The sequence below is a fragment of the Streptomyces solincola genome, assembly GCF_002982015.1.
GTDB classification, from domain to species: Bacteria; Actinomycetota; Actinomycetes; order Streptomycetales; family Streptomycetaceae; genus Streptomyces; species Streptomyces solincola.
Map to the genome: position 1 here is coordinate 1 of NZ_PVLV01000116.1, position 16,224 is coordinate 16,224.

Here is a 16,224-nt window from a genome sequence, read left to right on the forward strand (position 1 = left end):
CCCTCGACCCCCGCCAAGCCGGACGGCTCCGCGGAGCCCGGCTCGCCCCCGGCCGCCGCCTCCCCCTCCGCGGGCGGGTCCGGCGACTCCTCCGCGCCGGCCGGCGGCGCACCGCGGCCCAGCGCCTCCGGCAAGCCCGGTGGCTCCGGCCCGCTGGCCCCGCCCGGCGACAGCGCGAGCACCGAGGGGTTGCAGCCGCGGGTGCTCACCGGCCTGGGCGACGCGGCCTTCCTCGACGACGTCCTCAGCCGGGCCGGCTCCACCGCCCAGCACCGCACCGTCAGCGTGGTGTTCCGCACATCGAACGTCGTCGTCACCATCCGGTACGGCGAGCAGCCCGCCCGCATCACCGAGGTCCCCGACAGCGCGGAACTCCAGGAAAAGGCGCAGTCACTGGCCCGTGCGCTGGCCGAGCGGTTCGACGAGTAACGCCCGCCCGGGCCCCCGGAACCACGCCGTCCGCCTGCGTCGTCCTCCTCACGCCGCCCCCGGAACGGCTCCGATCCGGGCTACCGTGGCGCGGACAACCGGACCGATCACCCGACCGCAGGACCGTACGACAAGCGACTGAAGGAACCATGCAGCGATCAGCCCCGCGACTCACCCGCATACTCGCCTGCGCCGCCGTACCGGTGATGCTCGTCGTCGCCGGCTGCTCGTCGGACTCCGGCAGCGACGACGCCGGCAAGGCCGCGGAGCAGTCGCCCTCGGCGGCCGCGTCCTCCGCCGCCCCGTCCCCGACCGTGCAGCCGGCCCGCTTCACCGAGCTGCCCGAGCCCTGCAAGGCCGTGGCCGCGGCGACCGTCGAGGACCTGGTCCCCAAGGTGAAGAACAAGAAGGGCACGGCCGGCCAGTCCAGCGACACCTCCAGCCGCGGGAGCTGCTCCTGGAACGGTCTGGACGACAAGGGCGTCAAGGGCTCGCAGTACCGCTGGCTCGACGTCTCCCTGCTCCGCTACGACTCCGACCCCTCGCTGGGCAGCGGCGAGCAGCGGGCGACGGACAACTACGCCAAGGAGGTCGCCAAGATGAAGGCGACCCAGGGCGCCAAGGACGTGAAGTCCGCCCCGGCCACGGGCATCGGCGACGAGGCGACGAACATCGCCTACGACCTGAAGAAGTCGGACGAGGACTTCGTCTACGCGGCGATCGTCACCCGCACCGAGAACGTCGTCGTCACCGTCTCCTACAACGGCGCCGGCTTCGCGGGCGCCGACACCCCCAAGCGCGAGGACCTCGCCAAGGCGGTGGTCCGCGCGGCCCAGGACGGCGTCAAGGCCGTCCAGGCCGCCAACAAGTAGGCGGCTGCCGCCCACTTCGCGACCGGAGCCCGGCGACCCCCAGGCGGGGCGCCGGGCTCCGCGCTCGCCACCTCCGGCCCGCGCGCGACCACCGCCCCACGGGACACATCCCGAACGCGTGTGCCACGCTTGGCCCGTAGGACACACAGGGAGGGGATCGCGGGTGGCCGCGATGCAGTTGACACGCACACACCGCGTACTGATCGGCATGGTCGTCGCCGGCGCGGTGATCATCGCCGGAATCGGTTTCGCCGGGTCGTACGCGGCGGTGCGCGAACTCGCCGAGCGCAAGGGCTTCGGGGACTTCTCGCTCGTCTTCCCCATCGGCATCGACGCCGGGATCTGCGTGCTGCTCGCGCTGGACCTGCTGCTGACCTGGCTGCGGATCCCGTTCCCGCTGCTGCGGCAGACGGCCTGGCTGCTCACCGCGGCGACCATCGCCTTCAACGGCGCGGCCTCCTGGCCTGACCCGCTGGGCGTGGGCATGCACGCGGTGATCCCGGTGCTCTTCGTGGTCTCGGTGGAGGCCGCCCGGCACGCCGTCGGGCGGATCGCGGACATCACCGCCGACAAGCACATGGAGGGCGTGCGGCTGACCCGCTGGCTGCTCTCCCCGGTGCCGACGTTCCGGCTGTGGCGGCGCATGAAGCTGTGGGAGCTGCGCTCCTACGAGCAGGTCATCAAGCTGGAGCAGGACCGGCTGATCTACCAGGCGCGTTTGCAGGCCCGGTTCGGCCGCGCCTGGCGCCGCAAGGCCCCGGTGGAGTCGCTGATGCCGCTGCGGCTCGCCCGGTACGGCGTACCGCTGGCGGAGACCGGCCCGGCCGGGCTCGCCGCGGCCGGCATCGAGCCCGCGCTGCTGCCCCCGGCCCCCGCCGAGCAGCTTCCGGCCGGCCCGGCCCGGCTCCCCGCGACCGCCGCCCCGCGCCCCGAACTCCCCGAAGCCGGGACCGAAGCCGGGACCGGGGCGCAGCCCCTCGACGAGGCCGCGGACCGGGCGCCCGACCAGGGCGCCGAGCCCCCGGCGGCAGCCGGGCCCGCCCAGCCGCGGCCGCAGGCCCAGCCGGCTCCCGCCGCCGCCCGCGTCCCGGGCCCCCGTCGGCCCGAGCCCGGCGCCCAGCCGATGCCAGTGCAGCCCGCCGCCGTACCGCCCGCACAGCCGTACGGCCCGCAGGAGCAGCACGGTCCCCAGGAGCAGTACGGCCCGCAGGAGCCGCCCGTCGCCGACCGGCCGTACGGCCCGCAGCTCGCCCCGGCCGCCGAAGAGCAGCCGGCCGCCCACGAGCACCAGGACGGCCACCAGCACCAGGACGGCCAGGGGGACGGGTCGGGCGCCCCGCAGGGCAGCCCCTGGTTCAGCGCCCCGCGCGAACCCCAGCCCGCCTACCAGGGCTCCTACGACCCGCGGTACGCGGAGCCCGCGGACGCGTCGCAGCCGGAGGCCGGCGCTCCGGCCGCCGACCCGAACCGGCCGCCGGGGGTGCCCGGCCCGGTGTACCAGGAGCCGGCCGAGGAGCCCGAGCCGGTCCAGGAGGTCGTCCTGGACACCGAGGCGTTCGGCCGCGCCGCGTACGACGCCTACAAGGAGTTCCGGGTGGCGTACCAGCAGGCCCACCCCAACGCCCAGGTCTTCAGCGACTACCTGACCGAGAAGTACGGCTGGCGGCACCAGCAGGGCATGACGCTGCTCACCCGGCTGCTGCCCGGCTTCGAGAAGCGCTACCAGCAGGACGTCGACGCCGACCAGTACGCCTGAGCCGGTCCCGTACGCGCGAGGGGCCCCCGCCGTCGCCGGCGGGGGCCCTTCGCGGTGTCCGCGGGTCCGTCAGGCCGCCAGCAGCGCCCGCACCCGGTCCGCGCCCACGGCCAGCAGCAGGGTGGGCAGCCGGGGACCGGTGTCCCGGCCCACCAGCAGCCGGTAGAGCAGGGCGAAGAAGGTGCGCTGGGCGGTCTTCAGCTCCGGTGTCGGCTTGGCCTGCGGATCCAGCCCGGCCATCACCTTGGGCACCCCGTAGACCAGGGTGGTCAGCCCGTCCAGCGACCAGTGGCTGTCCAGGCCCTCCAGCAGCAGCCGCAGCGACTCGCGCCCCTGCTCGTCCAGCGAGCCCAGCAGCTCGGCGTCCGGCTCGGTGCGCACCACCGTCCGCTGGTCGGCCGGGACCTGGGTGGAGATCCAGCTCTCCGCGCGGTCCAGCCGGGGCCGGACCGCGTCCAGCGAGGTCAGCGGGTCGGCCGGGTCCAGCTCGCTGAGGATGCGCAGGGTCTGCTCCTCCTGGCCGCCGGTGATGTCGGCGACCGAGGCGAGCGTGCGGTACGGCAGCGGGCGCGGGGTGCGCGGCAGCTCGCCGCCCGCGGTGCGCACCGCGCGGGAGTGGGCGGCCGCGTCGGCCGGCAGCACCGAACCGTCGGCCACCTTGGCCTCCAGCTTGTCCCACTCGTCGTACAGCCGCTGGATCTCCTGGTCGAAGGCGATCTTGAACGACTGGTTGGGGCGGCGGCGGGCGTACAGCCAGCGCAGCAGCGGGGCCTCCATGATCTTCAGCGCGTCCGCCGGAGTGGGCACGCCGCCGCGCGAGGAGGACATCTTGGCCATGCCGGAGATGCCGACGAAGGCGTACATCGGGCCGATGGGCTGCACCCCGTCGAACACCTCGCGGACGATCTGCCCGCCGACCACGAAGGACGAACCGGGCGAGGAGTGGTCCACGCCGCTGGGCTCGAAGACGACGCCCTCGTACGCCCAGCGCATCGGCCAGTCGACCTTCCACACCAGCTTGCCCCGGTCGAACTCGCTGAGCTTGACCGTCTCGGTGAAGCCGCAGACGCAGGAGTACGTCAGCTCCGTGGTCTCGTCGTCGTAGGCGGTGACGGTGGTGAGGTCCTTGCCGCAGCTTCCGCAGTAGGGCTTGTACGGGTAGTAGCCGCCCGCCCCGCCGGAGCCGTCGTCCTCGGCCGCCGCGCCGGAGCCCTCGGCGGCCTCCAGCTCCGCGTCCTCCACCGGCTTCTGCTGCTGCTTGGCCTGCGCCTTCTTCGGCTGGCCGGTGGCCTTGTCCTTGGTGCGGTAGCGGTCCAGGATCGCGTCGATCTCGCCGCGGTGGCGCATCGCGTGCAGGATCTGCTCGCGGTAGGCGCCGGAGGTGTACTGCGCGGTCTGGCTGATGCCGTCGAACTCCACGCCCAGCTCCGCCAGCGAGGCGGTCATCGCGGACTTGAAGTGCTCCGACCAGTTGGGGTGCGGGGAGCCGGCCGGGGCGGGCACCGAGGTCAGGGGCTTGCCGATGTGCTCGGCCCAGGACTCGTCCACGCCGGCGACGCCGCCGGGCACCTTGCGGTACCGGTCGTAGTCGTCCCAGGAGATCAGGTGGCGGACCTCGTACCCGCGCCGGCGGACCTCGTCGGCGACCAGGTGCGGGGTCATCACCTCGCGCAGGTTGCCCAGGTGGATCGGGCCGGACGGGGAGAGCCCGGAGGCGACGACGACCGGTTTGCCAGGCGCACGTCGCTCCGACTCGGCGATGACCTCGTCCGCGAAACGGGAGACCCAGTCGGTCTCGGTGCTGCTCTGAGCCACGATCGGCACGTCCTTGCTTCTCTTCGGAGCTTCACTTCGGATGCTGGCTGGTCGTCTCTCCCGGGGGCGCGGAACGAGCGCCCGCCCCGGGAGAGGCCATTGTCCCAGACAATGCGTTTGCGCCGCATGGGAGAATGGCAGGCGCAGCCGCCCGGGCCCCCGGGCCCGCGATCGGCGGCCGCCACGACGACGACCACGACAGGAACGGAAGCCATGGCCTCGGTGCCCTCACTCGCTTCGACCGTCCAGCAGCGCCTCGCGGAGGCCCTCACGGCCGCCCTCCCGGCGGCCGGGTCCGCCGACCCCCTGCTGCGACGTAGCGACCGGGCCGACTTCCAGGCCAACGGCATCCTGGCGCTGGCCAAGAAGCTGGGCGGCAACCCGCGCGAGCTGGCCGCCCAGGTCACCGGCGCGATCGCGGCCGAGGACCTGATCGCCGAGGTCGAGGTCTCCGGCCCCGGCTTCCTCAACATCACCCTCACCGACCAGGCCATCGCCCGGACGCTGGCCGCCCGCGCCGCCGACGAGCGGCTCGGCGTGGAGCCGGCGGCCGCGCCGGGCACCACGGTCGTCGACTACGCCCAGCCCAACGTGGCCAAGGAGATGCACGTCGGCCACCTGCGGTCGGCGGTCATCGGCGACGCCATGGTGCGGATCCTGGAGTTCACCGGCGAGAAGGTGGTCCGGCGCCACCACATCGGCGACTGGGGCACCCAGTTCGGCATGCTCATCCAGTACCTCATCGAGCACCCGCACGAGCTGGACCACGAGGGCGGCGAGGAGGTCTCCGGCGAGGAGGCCATGTCCAACCTCAACCGGCTCTACAAGGCGTCCCGGGCGCTGTTCGACTCCGACGAGGAGTTCAAGGCGCGCTCCCGGGACCGGGTGGTCGCCCTCCAGTCCGGCGACGAGCGGACCCTGGCCCTGTGGCAGCGGTTCGTCGACGAGTCGAAGATCTACTTCTACTCGGTCTTCGACAAGCTGGACATGGAGATCGCCGACCCGGACGTGGTCGGCGAGTCCGGGTACAACGACATGCTGGAGGAGACCTGCCGCATCCTGGAGGAGTCGGGCGTCGCCGTCCGCTCCGAGGGCGCGCTCTGCGTGTTCTTCGACGACGTCAAGGGCCCCGACGGCAACCCGGTCCCGCTGATCGTCCGCAAGTCCAACGGCGGCTACGGCTACGCCGCCACCGACCTGTCCGCGATCCGCGACCGGGTGCACAAGCTGGGCGCGGACACCCTGCTGTACGTCGTGGACGCCCGGCAGTCGCTGCACTTCAAGATGGTCTTCGAGACCGCCCGCCGGGCCGGCTGGCTGGGCGAGGGCACCAAGGCCGTGCAGCTCGCCTTCGGCACGGTCCTCGGCAAGGACGGCAAGCCGTTCAAGACCCGTGAGGGCGAGACGGTCCGGCTGGTGGACCTGCTGGACGAGGCCGTGGAGCGGGCCGCCGCGGTGATCCGGGAGAAGAACGACGCCCTCACCGACGACGAGATCGCCGAGCGTGCCGCCCAGGTCGGCATCGGCGCGATCAAGTACGCCGACCTGTCCACGTCCGCCTCCCGGGACTACAAGTTCGACCTGGACCAGATGGTGTCGCTCACCGGTGACACCTCGGTCTACCTCCAGTACGCCTACGCCCGGATCCGGTCCATCCTGCGCAAGGCGGGCGAGGACCGCCCGGCCGCCCACCCGGAGCTGGCGCTGGCCCCGGCCGAGCGCGCCCTGGGCCTGCACCTGGACCAGTTCGGGGAGGTCCTGGCGGAGGTGGCCGGCTCCTACGAGCCGCACAAGCTGGCCGCCTACCTCTACCAGTTGGCCTCGCACCTGACGTCCTTCTACGCCGAGTGCCCGGTGCTGAAGGCGGACACCGCCGAGCAGAAGGAGAACCGCCTCTTCCTCTGCGAGCTGACCGGCCGCACCCTGCACCAGGGCATGGAGCTGCTCGGCATCCGCACGCCCGAGCGGCTCTGACCCGCACCACACCGCGAAAGGCCCCTCCCGGAGGCGTCCGGGAGGGGCCTTTCGCGACGCGCTACTGCCCGCGGGCGTGCCGGCCGGCCGGGGTGCGCAGCGAGGGCAGCCGGAAGGCCCCGGAGCGGTGCCTGGCGGTCGCCTCCGGGAACTGGAGCAGCAGGGCCGCCGCCACCAGCGGCAGGATGAGCAGTACGAGGGTCACCATCGCCGTTCTTCCTTCCGTCACGTCGCGTCCGTCCCCTACCGCCTGACCGCGTACGCGCACGGAAAACCCGTCATGTCCGCCATGGACCCGATCGGGTGGCGGCTCACTCGGCCGCGGCCGCCCCCATGACCTGCGCACGGCCCCAGGCCCCCAGCGGCTCCAGCGCCTCGTTGAGCTGCACGCCGCGCGGCGTCAGGGCGTACTCGACCCGCGGCGGCACCTCGTGGAACACCGTCCGTCGCACGATCCCGTCGGCCTCCAGCTCGCGCAGCTGGGCGGTGAGCACCTTCTCGCTGACGCCCCCCCCACCCGCCGGCGCAGCTCACCGAACCGGGTGGCGCCGTACTCCTCCAGCGCCCACAGGACGAGCACCTTCCACTTGCCGCCGACCACGTACATCGCGGCGTCGATCCCGCACTGAAAGCCGTCCGTCCGGCGCATCCCCCGCCCCTGCCCGCACCCTCACCAGCGGGTAACCACCCACTTCCAGGTGCGTACTTGATCACTCCGAACCGGCCGACGAGTCTAGCCGCATGACCAGCCACACCACCGGGAAGACCGCCGTTTCGCTGCTCGGGCTCGGGGCCATGGGCACCGCGCTCGCCGACGCCTGGCTCACCGCCGGGCACCCGCTCACCGTCTGGAACCGCACCGCCGCGAAGGCCGAACCGCTCGTCGCCCGCGGCGCGGGGGCCGCCGCCACCCCCGCCGAGGCGGTGGCGGCGGGCGACCTCGTCGTCCTGTGCCTGCTGAACGAGGACTCGCTCGACGAGACCCTCGCCGGCCTCGACCTCGCCGGCAGGGGCCTCGTCAACCTGACCACCTCGACGCCGGGCGAGGCCCGGGCCCGCGCCGCCTGGGCGGCCGAGCGCGGGGCCCGCTTCCTGGACGGCGGGATCATGGCCGTCCCGCCCATGATCGGCGTCCCCGAGTCGGGGGCGTACGTCCTCTACAGCGGCGACCGGGCGCTGTTCGACGCCCACCGGGACGCCTTGGCGGCCCCCGCCGGGACCGTCTGGGCCGGGGACGACCCGGGCCACGCCGCGCTGACCGACGTGGCCCTGCTCACCGCGATGTCGGGGATGTTCGCCGGGGCGACGCAGGCGCTCGCGCTGGTACGCCGTGACGGGATCGACCCGGCGGGCTTCGCCGGGCGGCTCGGCTCCTGGCTGACCGCCATGGCCGGCTGGATCGAGCGGTCCGGCGGCGTCCTGGAGGACGAGGACTCCAACCTGGCCATGCAGGTGGCGGGCAACGCGGTGCTGCTGCGCACCGCCGAGGAGCAGCGGGTCAGCTCCGAGCTGCTCGCGCCCTACTACGCCCTGATGTCGCGCGCCCTGGAGACCGGGCGGCCCCTGGACGAACTCCTGCTCACCGAGGGCTGATCACCGCGCTCAGCCGCGGCCGGCCAGCTTCTGCGCGGCCTCGGTCGCCCAGTAGGTGAGGATCATCTTCGCGCCGGCCCGGCGGATGCCGGTCAGCGTCTCCAGGATGGCGGCGTCCCGGTCGATCCAGCCCTTCTCGGCGGCCGCCTCGACCATCGCGTACTCACCGCTGATCTGGTACGCGGCCACCGGCACGTCCACCGCGTCGGCGACCCGCGCCAGGACGTCCAGGTAGGGGCCGGCGGGCTTCACCATCACCATGTCGGCGCCCTCGTCGAGGTCCAGCGCCAGCTCGCGCAGCGACTCCCGGACGTTGGCCGGGTCCTGCTGGTAGGTCTTGCGGTCCCCTCGCAGCGAGGAGCCGACCGCCTCCCGGAACGGGCCGTAGAAGGCCGAGGAGTACTTCACGGTGTACGCGAGGACCGCCACGTCCTCCTTGCCGATGGTGTCCAGGGCGTCGCGGATCACGCCGATCTGACCGTCCATCATGCCGCTGGGGCCCACCACGTGGGCCCCGGCGTCGGCCTGGACCTGGGCCATCTCCGCGTACCGCTCCAGGGTGGCGTCGTTGTCCACCCGGCCGGCCTCGTCCAGCACCCCGCAGTGGCCGTGGTCGGTGTACTCGTCCAGGCACAGGTCGGACATGACGACCAGGTCGTCGCCGACCTCGGCGCGGACGTCGCGCAGGGCCTGCTGGAGGATGCCGTCCGGGTCGGTGCCGGCCGTGCCGGCGGCGTCCTTCTTGGCGTCCTCCGGCACCCCGAACAGCATGATCCCGGAGACGCCGGCCGACACCGCCTCCACGGCGGCCTTGCGCAGGGTGTCGCGGGTGTGCTGGACGACGCCGGGCATGGCGGAGATCGGCACCGGCTCGCTGACGCCCTCGCGGACGAAGGCGGGCAGGATCAGGTCGGCCGGGCTCAGCCGCGTCTCCGCGACCATCCGCCGCATCGCGGGCGTCGTCCGCAGCCGCCGGGGCCGGGTGCCGGGGAAGGAACCGTACGAAGTCATACCCGCCACGCTACGCCCGCCCGGCCCCGGCGATTGCCGACACCGCGTCGGCCCGCGTACGCCCGCGGGTGCGCCCCGGCCGGAAGCCGGGACCGCCCGCGTACGCCGCGCGGCCGCGCGTACGCCGCACCGCCCCCGTACGCCGAAGGCCCGGCCGGGGGACGTCCCGGGCCGGGCCTTCGTACCGACGCGTGTGCGTCTCAGGTGGTCGACCGCCGGCGGCGGGCGCCCGCGCGGCGCTCGCTGGGGCGGGTGACCGGGTCGCCGGCCTCCAGCGCCGCGGCCCGGCGGCGCTCGCCGAACTCCGCCAGCGCCTCCGCCAGCTTGTGCACCGACGGCTCCGGCGAGAGCACGTCCACCCGCAGCCCGTGCTCCTCCGCGGTCTTCGCGGTGGCCGGGCCGATGCAGGCGATCACCGTCACGTTGTGCGGCTTGCCCGCGATGCCGACGAGGTTGCGGACCGTGGACGAGGAGGTGAAGAGCACCGCGTCGAAGCCGCCGCCCTTGATGGCCTCCCGGGTCTCGGCCGGCGGCGGCGAGGCGCGCACCGTCCGGTAGGCGGTGACGTCGTCCACCTCCCAGCCCAGTTCGATCAGCCCGGCCACCAGGGTCTCGGTGGCGATGTCGGCGCGCGGCAGGAAGACGCGGTCGATCGGGTCGAAGACCGGGTCGTAGGGCGGCCAGTCCTCCAGCAGGCCGGCCGCGGACTGCTCGCCGCTGGGCACCAGGTCCGGCTTGACGCCGAACTCGACCAGCGACTTCGCGGTCTGCTCGCCGACCGCGGCGACCTTGATCCCGGCGAAGGCGCGGGCGTCGAGACCGTACTCCTCGAACTTCTCCCGGACCGCCTTGACCGCGTTCACCGAGGTGAAGGCGATCCACTCGTAGCGGCCGGTGACCAGGCCCTTGACCGCGCGCTCCATCTGCTGCGGGGTGCGCGGCGGCTCCACGGCGATGGTCGGCACCTCACTGGGCACCGCGCCGTAGGAGCGCAACTGGTCGGACAGCGAGGCGGCCTGCTCCTTGGTGCGCGGCACCAGGACCTGCCAGCCGAACAGCGGCTTGGACTCGAACCAGGCGAGCCGGTCGCGCCGGCCGGCCGCGCCGGCCTCGCCGACCACGGCTATGACCGGGCGGTGTCCCTCCGGCGAGGGCAGCACCTTGGCCTGCTTGAGCACCTGGGCCACCGAGCCGAGCGTCGCCGACCAGGTGCGCTGGCGGGTGGTGGTGCCGGCGATGGTCACCGTCATCGGGGTGTCGGGCTTACGGCCCGCCGACACCAGCTCGCCGGCGGCCGCGGCCACCGAGTCGAGCGCCGAGGAGACGACCACCGTGCAGTCCGAGGCCCCGGCCTCCGACCAGCACCGCTCGCCGGCCGTGCGCGCGTCGAGGAACCGCACGTCCGCGCCGTCGGCGTCGCGCAGCGGCACCCCGGCGTACGCGGGCACGCCGACCGCGGTGGCGACGCCGGGCACCACCTCGAAGGGGATGCCCTCGGCGGCGCAGGCGAGCATCTCGGCGCCGGAGCCGCCGTCGAGCCCGGGGTCGCCGCTGACCGCGCGGACGACCCGCTTGCCGCCCCGCGCGGCCTCCATGACAAGATTGGCCGCATCCCTCAACACGGGGACACCGGCGCTCATTGACGCCTCGTCAAGGACCGCCAGCTCCGGCGTGCTCACGCCCGCCCGGGCATGCCCGCGGACGACGTCGAGCACCTCCGGCTCGGCGATCAGCACGTCCGCGCCGGCCAGCGCCTCCACGGCGCGCAGCGTCAGCAGACCCGGATCACCGGGTCCGGCGCCGAGGAAGGTGACGTGCCCGCACGCGGAGAACGCCGAGGAAACCTGGGATGCAGTGGTGGGGCTCAAAGTGCTCGCTCCCCCATAAGACCGGCCGCACCCTTGGCCAGCATCTCGGACGCGAGTTCGCGACCGAGGGCGACGGCGTCGTGGTGCGACGCGGGTACGGGACCGGTGGTGGACAACTGCACCAGCGTCGAGCCGTCGGTGGTGCCGACGACGCCGCGCAGGCGCATCTGGTGAACATCCTGTGCGTCGCTCAGGACATCGGCCAACGCCCCGACAGGGGCGGAGCAGCCGGCCTCCAGGGCGGCGAGCAGGGACCGCTCGGCGGTCACGGCGGCCCGGGTGAGCGGGTCGTCGAGCGCGCCGAGCGCGGCGGTCAGCTCGGCGTCCGACGCCGGGCACTCCACCGCCAGGGCCCCCTGGCCGGGGGCGGGCAGGACGGTGTCGACGGCGATCAGCTCGGTGGCCTCGCCGCCGCGTCCGATCCGGTTGAGCCCGGCCGCGGCCAGCACGACCGCGTCCAGTTCCCCCTGGTGGACGTAGCCGATGCGGGTGTCGATGTTGCCGCGGATCGGCATGCACTCGATGCGCATGCCGTGGCTGCGGGCGTACGCGTTGAGCTGCGCCATCCGCCGCGGCGAGCCGGTGCCGACGCGGGCGCCGGCCGGCAGCTTCTCGAAGGTGAGCCCGTCCCGGGCGACCAGCACGTCCCGCGGGTCCTCGCGCACGGGCACGGCGGCCAGCGCCAGCTCGGCGGGCTGCGCGGTCGGGAGGTCCTTCAGCGAGTGGACGGCGAAGTCCACCTCGCCGGCCAGCAGCGCGTCGCGCAGCGCGGTGACGAACACCCCGGTGCCGCCGATCTGCGCCAGGTGCTCGCGGGAGGTGTCGCCGTACGTGGTGATCTCCACCAGCTCCACGGGGCGCCCGGTCACCTTCCGCACGGCCTCGGCGACGTGCCCGGACTGGGCCATGGCGAGCTTGCTGCGCCTGGTCCCCAGCCTCAATGCCCTGTCGGTCATACTCACCCTCGCTTCGGGTCGTTCACGTCGGCCCGGCTGACGGCGGCGACCGTCTCCGGGTCGAGGTCGAAGAGTGTGCGCAGCGCGTCGGCGTACCCGGCGCCGCCGGGCTCCCCGGCGAGCTGCTTGACCCGTACCGTCGGCGCGTGGAGCAGCTTGTCCACGACGCGGCGCACGGTCTGGGTGATCTCGGCGCGCTCCTTGTCGGCCAGGCCGGGCAGCCGCCCTTCCAGCCGGGCCATCTCGGAGGCGACCACGTCGGCGGCCATGGTGCGCAGCGCGACGACGGTGGGAGTGATGTGGGCGGCGCGCTGGGCGGCGCCGAAGGAGGCGACCTCCGCGCCGACGATGGCGCGCACCCGGTCGACGTCGGCGGCCATCGGCGCGTCGGCGGCGGCCTCGGCCAGCGACTCGATGTCGACCAGGCGCACGCCGGGCAGCCGGTGGGCCGCGGCGTCGATGTCGCGGGGCATGGCCAGGTCGAGCAGGGCGAGCGGGGCGGCGCCCGGGGCCCGGCCCTGCGCTGCGGCCTCGATGTCGGCGGCCTTCAGGACCAGTCCGGTCGCCCCGGTGCAGGAGACGACGACGTCGGCGCCGGTCAGTTCGGCGGGGGCGTCGGCCATGGCGACCGCGCGGGCGGCCACGCCGGTGCCGCCGGGCTCGGTCAGGATCTGCACCAGGCGGTGGGCGCGCTCGGCGGTGCGGTTGGCGACGACGACCTCGGCGACGCCCGCCCGGGCCAGGGTGGCGGCGGCCAGCGAGGACATCGAGCCCGCGCCGATCACCAGCGCGCGCTTGGCGCGGGCCCAGGACTCCACTTCGGCGCCGGCGGCCAGCTGCTCCAGGCCGAAGGTGACCAGGGACTGCCCGGCCCGGTCGATGCCGGTCTCGCTGTGGGCGCGCTTGCCGACCCGCAGGGCCTGCTGGAACAGGTCGTTCAGCAGCCGTCCGGCGGTGTGCAGCTCCTGGCCGCGGGCGAGCGCGTCCTTGATCTGGCCGAGGATCTGGCCCTCGCCGACGACCATCGAGTCCAGCCCGCAGGCCACCGAGAACAGGTGGTGGACGGCCCGGTCCTCGTAGTGCACGTAGAGGTAGGGGGTCAGCTCTTCCAGGCCGACGCCGCTGTGCTGGGCGAGCAGCGTGGACAGCTCGGCGACGCCGGCGTGGAACTTGTCCACGTCGGCGTACAGCTCGATGCGGTTGCAGGTGGCGAGGACCGCGCCCTCGGTGGCCGGTTCGGCGGCCAGGGTGTCCTGGAGGAGCTTGTTCTGCGCTTCGGGGTCGAGCGCGGCACGCTCCAGCACGCTGACCGGGGCGCTGCGGTGGCTGAGGCCGACGACGAGGAGGCTCATGCCGGCATCACGGCGGGCATGTCCCCGTCAGGTCCGTTCCGTCCGTCGCCCTGCGCGCCGGCCGCGGTCGTCGCGGCCGCCGGGTCGGCGACCGGGGTGCGGGCGGCGACCGGAGGCGCGACGGGGCCGCCGGCGTCCGCCGGGGCGCCGTTGTCCTCGCCGGCCTTGCGCTGCTCGTGGAAGGCGAGGATCTGGAGCTCGATGGAGAGGTCGACCTTGCGCACGTCGACGCCGTCCGGCACGGACAGCACGGTGGGCGCGAAGTTGAGGATGGAGGTCACTCCGGCGGCCACCAGCCGGTCGCAGACCTGCTGGGCGGCGCCGGCCGGGGTGGCGATGACGCCGATGGAGACGCCGTTCTCGTCGATGATCCGCTCGAGGTCGTCGATGAACTGCACCGCGATCCCGGCGACCGGCTTGCCGACCATGGCCGGGTCGGCGTCGATCAGCGCGGCGACCCGGAAGCCGCGGGAGGCGAACCCGCCGTAGTTGGCGAGGGCGGCGCCCAGGTTTCCGATGCCGACCATGACGATCGGCCAGTCCTGGGTCAGGCCCAGCTCACGGGAGATCTGGTAGACGAGGTACTCGACGTCGTAGCCGACCCCGCGCGTCCCGTAGGAGCCGAGGTAGCTGAAGTCCTTGCGCAGCTTGGCGGAGTTGACCCCGGCGGCGGCCGCGAGCTCCTCGGAGGAGACGGTCGGAACGGAGCGCTCCGACAGCGCGGTGAGCGCCCGCAGGTACAGCGGGAGCCGGGCGACGGTGGCCTCGGGGATGCCTCGGCTGCGGGTCGCCGGTCGGTGAGTTCGGCCAGTTGCCACGGTGCTCCTGCGGGATGAGCTGGGCTGTAGGCGGCCAGAATGAGAAGGACCGCCCCGTCGACAGCAGGCTATGTCTTTGTGAACGCGTGCACAAAGATGGTGTCTGATTTGTCCGCGCAACGTGACCGGGCTCACGCATACCGATCGAGCCATCCCGGAACCGGCGACCGAGTCGACCCGTTGGGGAGCCGAAGGGGGCAAAGCCGTACACACTCCTTGGTACCGCACCCCCGAACCGCAACAAAACGCACCCGATGGTACCCGGATTTCCCAGCCAGCGCCGCCGCGCGGGCGCTCTGCCCCGCACCGGCGCGGCCTCGCTCGGCCCCCGTCGCTTTCCGGCCACGCCCGCACACCGGACGGCGCGGGCGCACCCGATCGGCGCCCGGCCCCGCACTGGACGGCGGGGCGGCCGGGCGCGCTACCCGGTCAGCGCCCGCCGCAGCCGCTCCGGGTCCACCTTCCAGAAGGTGTGCTGCTCGCCGTCGACCAGCACCACCGGGATCTGCTCCCAGTAGGCCCGGTGCAGCTCCGGGTCGAGCGTGATGTCCCTCTCCTCCCACACCGCGCCCGTCTCCGCGCACACCGCCGCCACCACCGCGCGCGCGTCCTCGCACAGATGGCACCCGGGCCTCCCGATCAGGGTGACCGCGCGCGGCCCGGTCTTCTTCCTCGTACGTCCGAACATGCGCCCATTCTCCGCCCCCGCGCCGCCCCGGGACCCCGCCCGCGGCACGCTCCCGCCGCCTGCCGTTCACCCCATGGCATCCCCACAAGTCGGGCACGGCCGAACACAGTGGCTATGCTCACCGCATGGCCGCACTGGGATGGCTCACGCGACACCGGCGCCCCGCCACGGCACGCAGCGTGCTGGCGGGCGAGGCGTCGGCCGAGGCAGCCCGCAAGACCTCCGCCGCGCTGGAGACCCTGGAGCGCGGGACCGACCTCGTCCCACCGTCCGAGCCGGAGTTCCCGGTCCGCGGCGACGAGCGGGCCGCCGCCTTCTTCGACCTCGACAACACCGTGATGCAGGGCGCCGCGATCTTCCACTTCGGCCGCGGCCTGTACAAGCGGAACTTCTTCCAGCGCCGCGAACTGGCCAGGTTCGCCTGGCAGCAGACCTGGTTCCGGCTGGCCGGCATCGAGGACCCCGAGCACATGCAGGACGCCCGGGACAGCGCCCTGTCCATCGTCAAGGGCCACCGCGTCTCGGAGCTGATGAGCATCGGCGAGGAGATCTACGACGAGTACCTGGCCGACCGCATCTGGCCCGGCACCCGGGCGCTGGCCCAGGCGCACCTGGACGCCGGGCAGAAGGTGTGGCTGGTCACCGCCGCCCCGGTGGAGACCGCCACCATCATCGCCCGCCGGCTCGGGCTGACCGGCGCCCTCGGCACCGTCGCCGAGTCCGTGGACGGCGTCTACACCGGCAAGCTGGTCGGCGAGCCGCTGCACGGCCCGGCCAAGGCCGAGGCGGTACGCGCGCTGGCGGTCGCCGAGAGGCTGGACCTGGACCGCTGCGCCGCCTACAGCGACTCGCACAACGACATCCCGATGCTCTCGCTGGTGGGCCACCCCTACGCGATCAACCCCGACACCAAGCTGCGCAAGCACGCCCGGTCCCTGGAGTGGCGGCTGCGCGACTACCGCACCGGCCGCAAGGCGGCCAAGGTCGGCATCCCGGCCGCCGCCGGGGTGGGCGCGCTGGCCGGCGGCACCGCCGCCGCGGTCGCCCTGCACCGCCGCCGCCGCTGACCGGCCCCCGCCGCCGAGGCCCCCG

Annotated in this window: 13 protein-coding genes and 2 pseudogenes; 6 read left to right on the forward strand and 9 right to left on the reverse strand. The window is 73.8% G+C overall.

The window, feature by feature from the left end; translation table 11 throughout:
- From C6N75_RS09330 to C6N75_RS09340, 3 genes and pseudogenes are all read left to right on the forward strand, one after another.
- Nucleotides 1-429, forward strand: a pseudogene (locus C6N75_RS09330) (DUF3558 domain-containing protein); the annotation flags it as partial.
- Nucleotides 430-578: 149 nt separating this feature from the next.
- A complete protein-coding gene (locus C6N75_RS09335) occupies nt 579-1,301 on the forward strand; it encodes a DUF3558 family protein (RefSeq protein WP_105868397.1) in 723 nt (240 codons plus the stop codon).
- Between the two features lie 172 nt (nt 1,302-1,473).
- Nucleotides 1,474-3,057, forward strand: a complete 1,584-nt coding sequence (locus C6N75_RS09340; protein ID WP_407703207.1) for a DUF2637 domain-containing protein — start codon at nt 1,474-1,476, stop codon at nt 3,055-3,057.
- A gap of 69 nt (nt 3,058-3,126) precedes the next feature.
- Here C6N75_RS09340 and lysS read toward each other — a convergent pair whose 3' ends face one another.
- Complete coding sequence (gene lysS / locus C6N75_RS09345; RefSeq protein WP_105868399.1) at nt 3,127-4,881, reverse strand: lysine--tRNA ligase; 1,755 nt, start codon at nt 4,879-4,881, stop codon at nt 3,127-3,129.
- A 204-nt stretch (nt 4,882-5,085) separates the two neighbouring features.
- Here lysS and argS point away from each other — a divergent pair, with 204 nt between their 5' ends.
- On the forward strand, nt 5,086-6,846 hold the full coding sequence (argS, locus tag C6N75_RS09350) for an arginine--tRNA ligase (protein ID WP_105868400.1): 1,761 nt from the start codon (nt 5,086-5,088) through the stop codon (nt 6,844-6,846).
- A gap of 61 nt (nt 6,847-6,907) precedes the next feature.
- Here argS and C6N75_RS30565 read toward each other — a convergent pair whose 3' ends face one another.
- Nucleotides 6,908-7,054 carry a hypothetical protein gene (locus C6N75_RS30565; protein WP_181160413.1) on the reverse strand — a complete coding sequence of 49 codons (147 nt, stop codon included), beginning with the start codon at nt 7,052-7,054 and terminating at the stop codon, nt 6,908-6,910.
- Between the two features lie 103 nt (nt 7,055-7,157).
- Nucleotides 7,158-7,495: pseudogene (locus C6N75_RS09355) on the reverse strand (winged helix-turn-helix transcriptional regulator).
- A 92-nt stretch (nt 7,496-7,587) separates the two neighbouring features.
- On the opposite strand from C6N75_RS09355, the gene C6N75_RS09360 reads away from it, so the two are divergent.
- Nucleotides 7,588-8,439, forward strand: coding sequence for an NAD(P)-dependent oxidoreductase (locus C6N75_RS09360; RefSeq protein ID WP_105868401.1), 852 nt, complete (start codon nt 7,588-7,590; stop codon nt 8,437-8,439).
- A 9-nt stretch (nt 8,440-8,448) separates the two neighbouring features.
- On the opposite strand, the gene hemB is transcribed toward C6N75_RS09360, so the two are convergent.
- The 6 genes from hemB to C6N75_RS09390 form a co-directional block, all read right to left on the reverse strand.
- On the reverse strand, nt 8,449-9,450 hold the full coding sequence (hemB, locus tag C6N75_RS09365; RefSeq protein ID WP_105868402.1) for a porphobilinogen synthase: 1,002 nt from the start codon (nt 9,448-9,450) through the stop codon (nt 8,449-8,451).
- A 200-nt stretch (nt 9,451-9,650) separates the two neighbouring features.
- The gene (locus C6N75_RS09370; RefSeq protein ID WP_105868403.1) at nt 9,651-11,318 is read right to left on the reverse strand and encodes a bifunctional uroporphyrinogen-III C-methyltransferase/uroporphyrinogen-III synthase; all 1,668 of its coding nucleotides are present in this window, start codon (nt 11,316-11,318) and stop codon (nt 9,651-9,653) included.
- Nucleotides 11,315-12,274 carry a hydroxymethylbilane synthase gene (gene hemC, locus C6N75_RS09375; RefSeq protein WP_105868404.1) on the reverse strand — a complete coding sequence of 320 codons (960 nt, stop codon included), beginning with the start codon at nt 12,272-12,274 and terminating at the stop codon, nt 11,315-11,317. The genes C6N75_RS09370 and hemC overlap by 4 nt, the downstream gene beginning before the upstream one ends.
- Before the next feature lie 2 nt (nt 12,275-12,276).
- Nucleotides 12,277-13,626: a glutamyl-tRNA reductase gene (locus tag C6N75_RS09380; RefSeq protein WP_105868405.1), complete on the reverse strand. Its 1,350-nt coding sequence runs from the start codon at nt 13,624-13,626 to the stop codon at nt 12,277-12,279.
- Nucleotides 13,623-14,444, reverse strand: coding sequence for a redox-sensing transcriptional repressor Rex (locus C6N75_RS09385; RefSeq protein WP_105868406.1), 822 nt, complete (start codon nt 14,442-14,444; stop codon nt 13,623-13,625). The genes C6N75_RS09380 and C6N75_RS09385 overlap by 4 nt, the downstream gene beginning before the upstream one ends.
- A 421-nt stretch (nt 14,445-14,865) precedes the next feature.
- The gene (locus C6N75_RS09390) at nt 14,866-15,132 is read right to left on the reverse strand and encodes a glutaredoxin family protein (RefSeq protein ID WP_105868407.1); all 267 of its coding nucleotides are present in this window, start codon (nt 15,130-15,132) and stop codon (nt 14,866-14,868) included.
- A gap of 125 nt (nt 15,133-15,257) precedes the next feature.
- Here C6N75_RS09390 and C6N75_RS09395 point away from each other — a divergent pair, with 125 nt between their 5' ends.
- The gene (locus C6N75_RS09395) at nt 15,258-16,199 is read left to right on the forward strand and encodes an HAD family hydrolase (RefSeq protein WP_105868408.1); all 942 of its coding nucleotides are present in this window, start codon (nt 15,258-15,260) and stop codon (nt 16,197-16,199) included.
- Nucleotides 16,200-16,224: the final 25 nt, after the last annotated feature.

Bases quoted from the DNA above. Each gene is read 5' to 3' on its own strand.
- C6N75_RS09335 (WP_105868397.1), top strand. From the start codon at position 579: ATGCAGCGATCAGCCCCGCGACTCACCCGCATACTCGCCTGCGCCGCC.
- C6N75_RS09340 (WP_407703207.1), top strand. From the start codon at position 1,474: ATGCAGTTGACACGCACACACCGCGTACTGATCGGCATGGTCGTCGCC.
- argS (WP_105868400.1), top strand. From the start codon at position 5,086: ATGGCCTCGGTGCCCTCACTCGCTTCGACCGTCCAGCAGCGCCTCGCG.
- C6N75_RS30565 (WP_181160413.1), bottom strand. From the start codon at position 7,054: ATGGTGACCCTCGTACTGCTCATCCTGCCGCTGGTGGCGGCGGCCCTG.
- C6N75_RS09360 (WP_105868401.1), top strand. From the start codon at position 7,588: ATGACCAGCCACACCACCGGGAAGACCGCCGTTTCGCTGCTCGGGCTC.
- hemB (WP_105868402.1), bottom strand. From the start codon at position 9,450: ATGACTTCGTACGGTTCCTTCCCCGGCACCCGGCCCCGGCGGCTGCGG.
- hemC (WP_105868404.1), bottom strand. From the start codon at position 12,274: ATGACCGACAGGGCATTGAGGCTGGGGACCAGGCGCAGCAAGCTCGCC.
- C6N75_RS09380 (WP_105868405.1), bottom strand. From the start codon at position 13,626: ATGAGCCTCCTCGTCGTCGGCCTCAGCCACCGCAGCGCCCCGGTCAGC.
- C6N75_RS09390 (WP_105868407.1), bottom strand. From the start codon at position 15,132: ATGTTCGGACGTACGAGGAAGAAGACCGGGCCGCGCGCGGTCACCCTG.
- C6N75_RS09395 (WP_105868408.1), top strand. From the start codon at position 15,258: ATGGCCGCACTGGGATGGCTCACGCGACACCGGCGCCCCGCCACGGCA.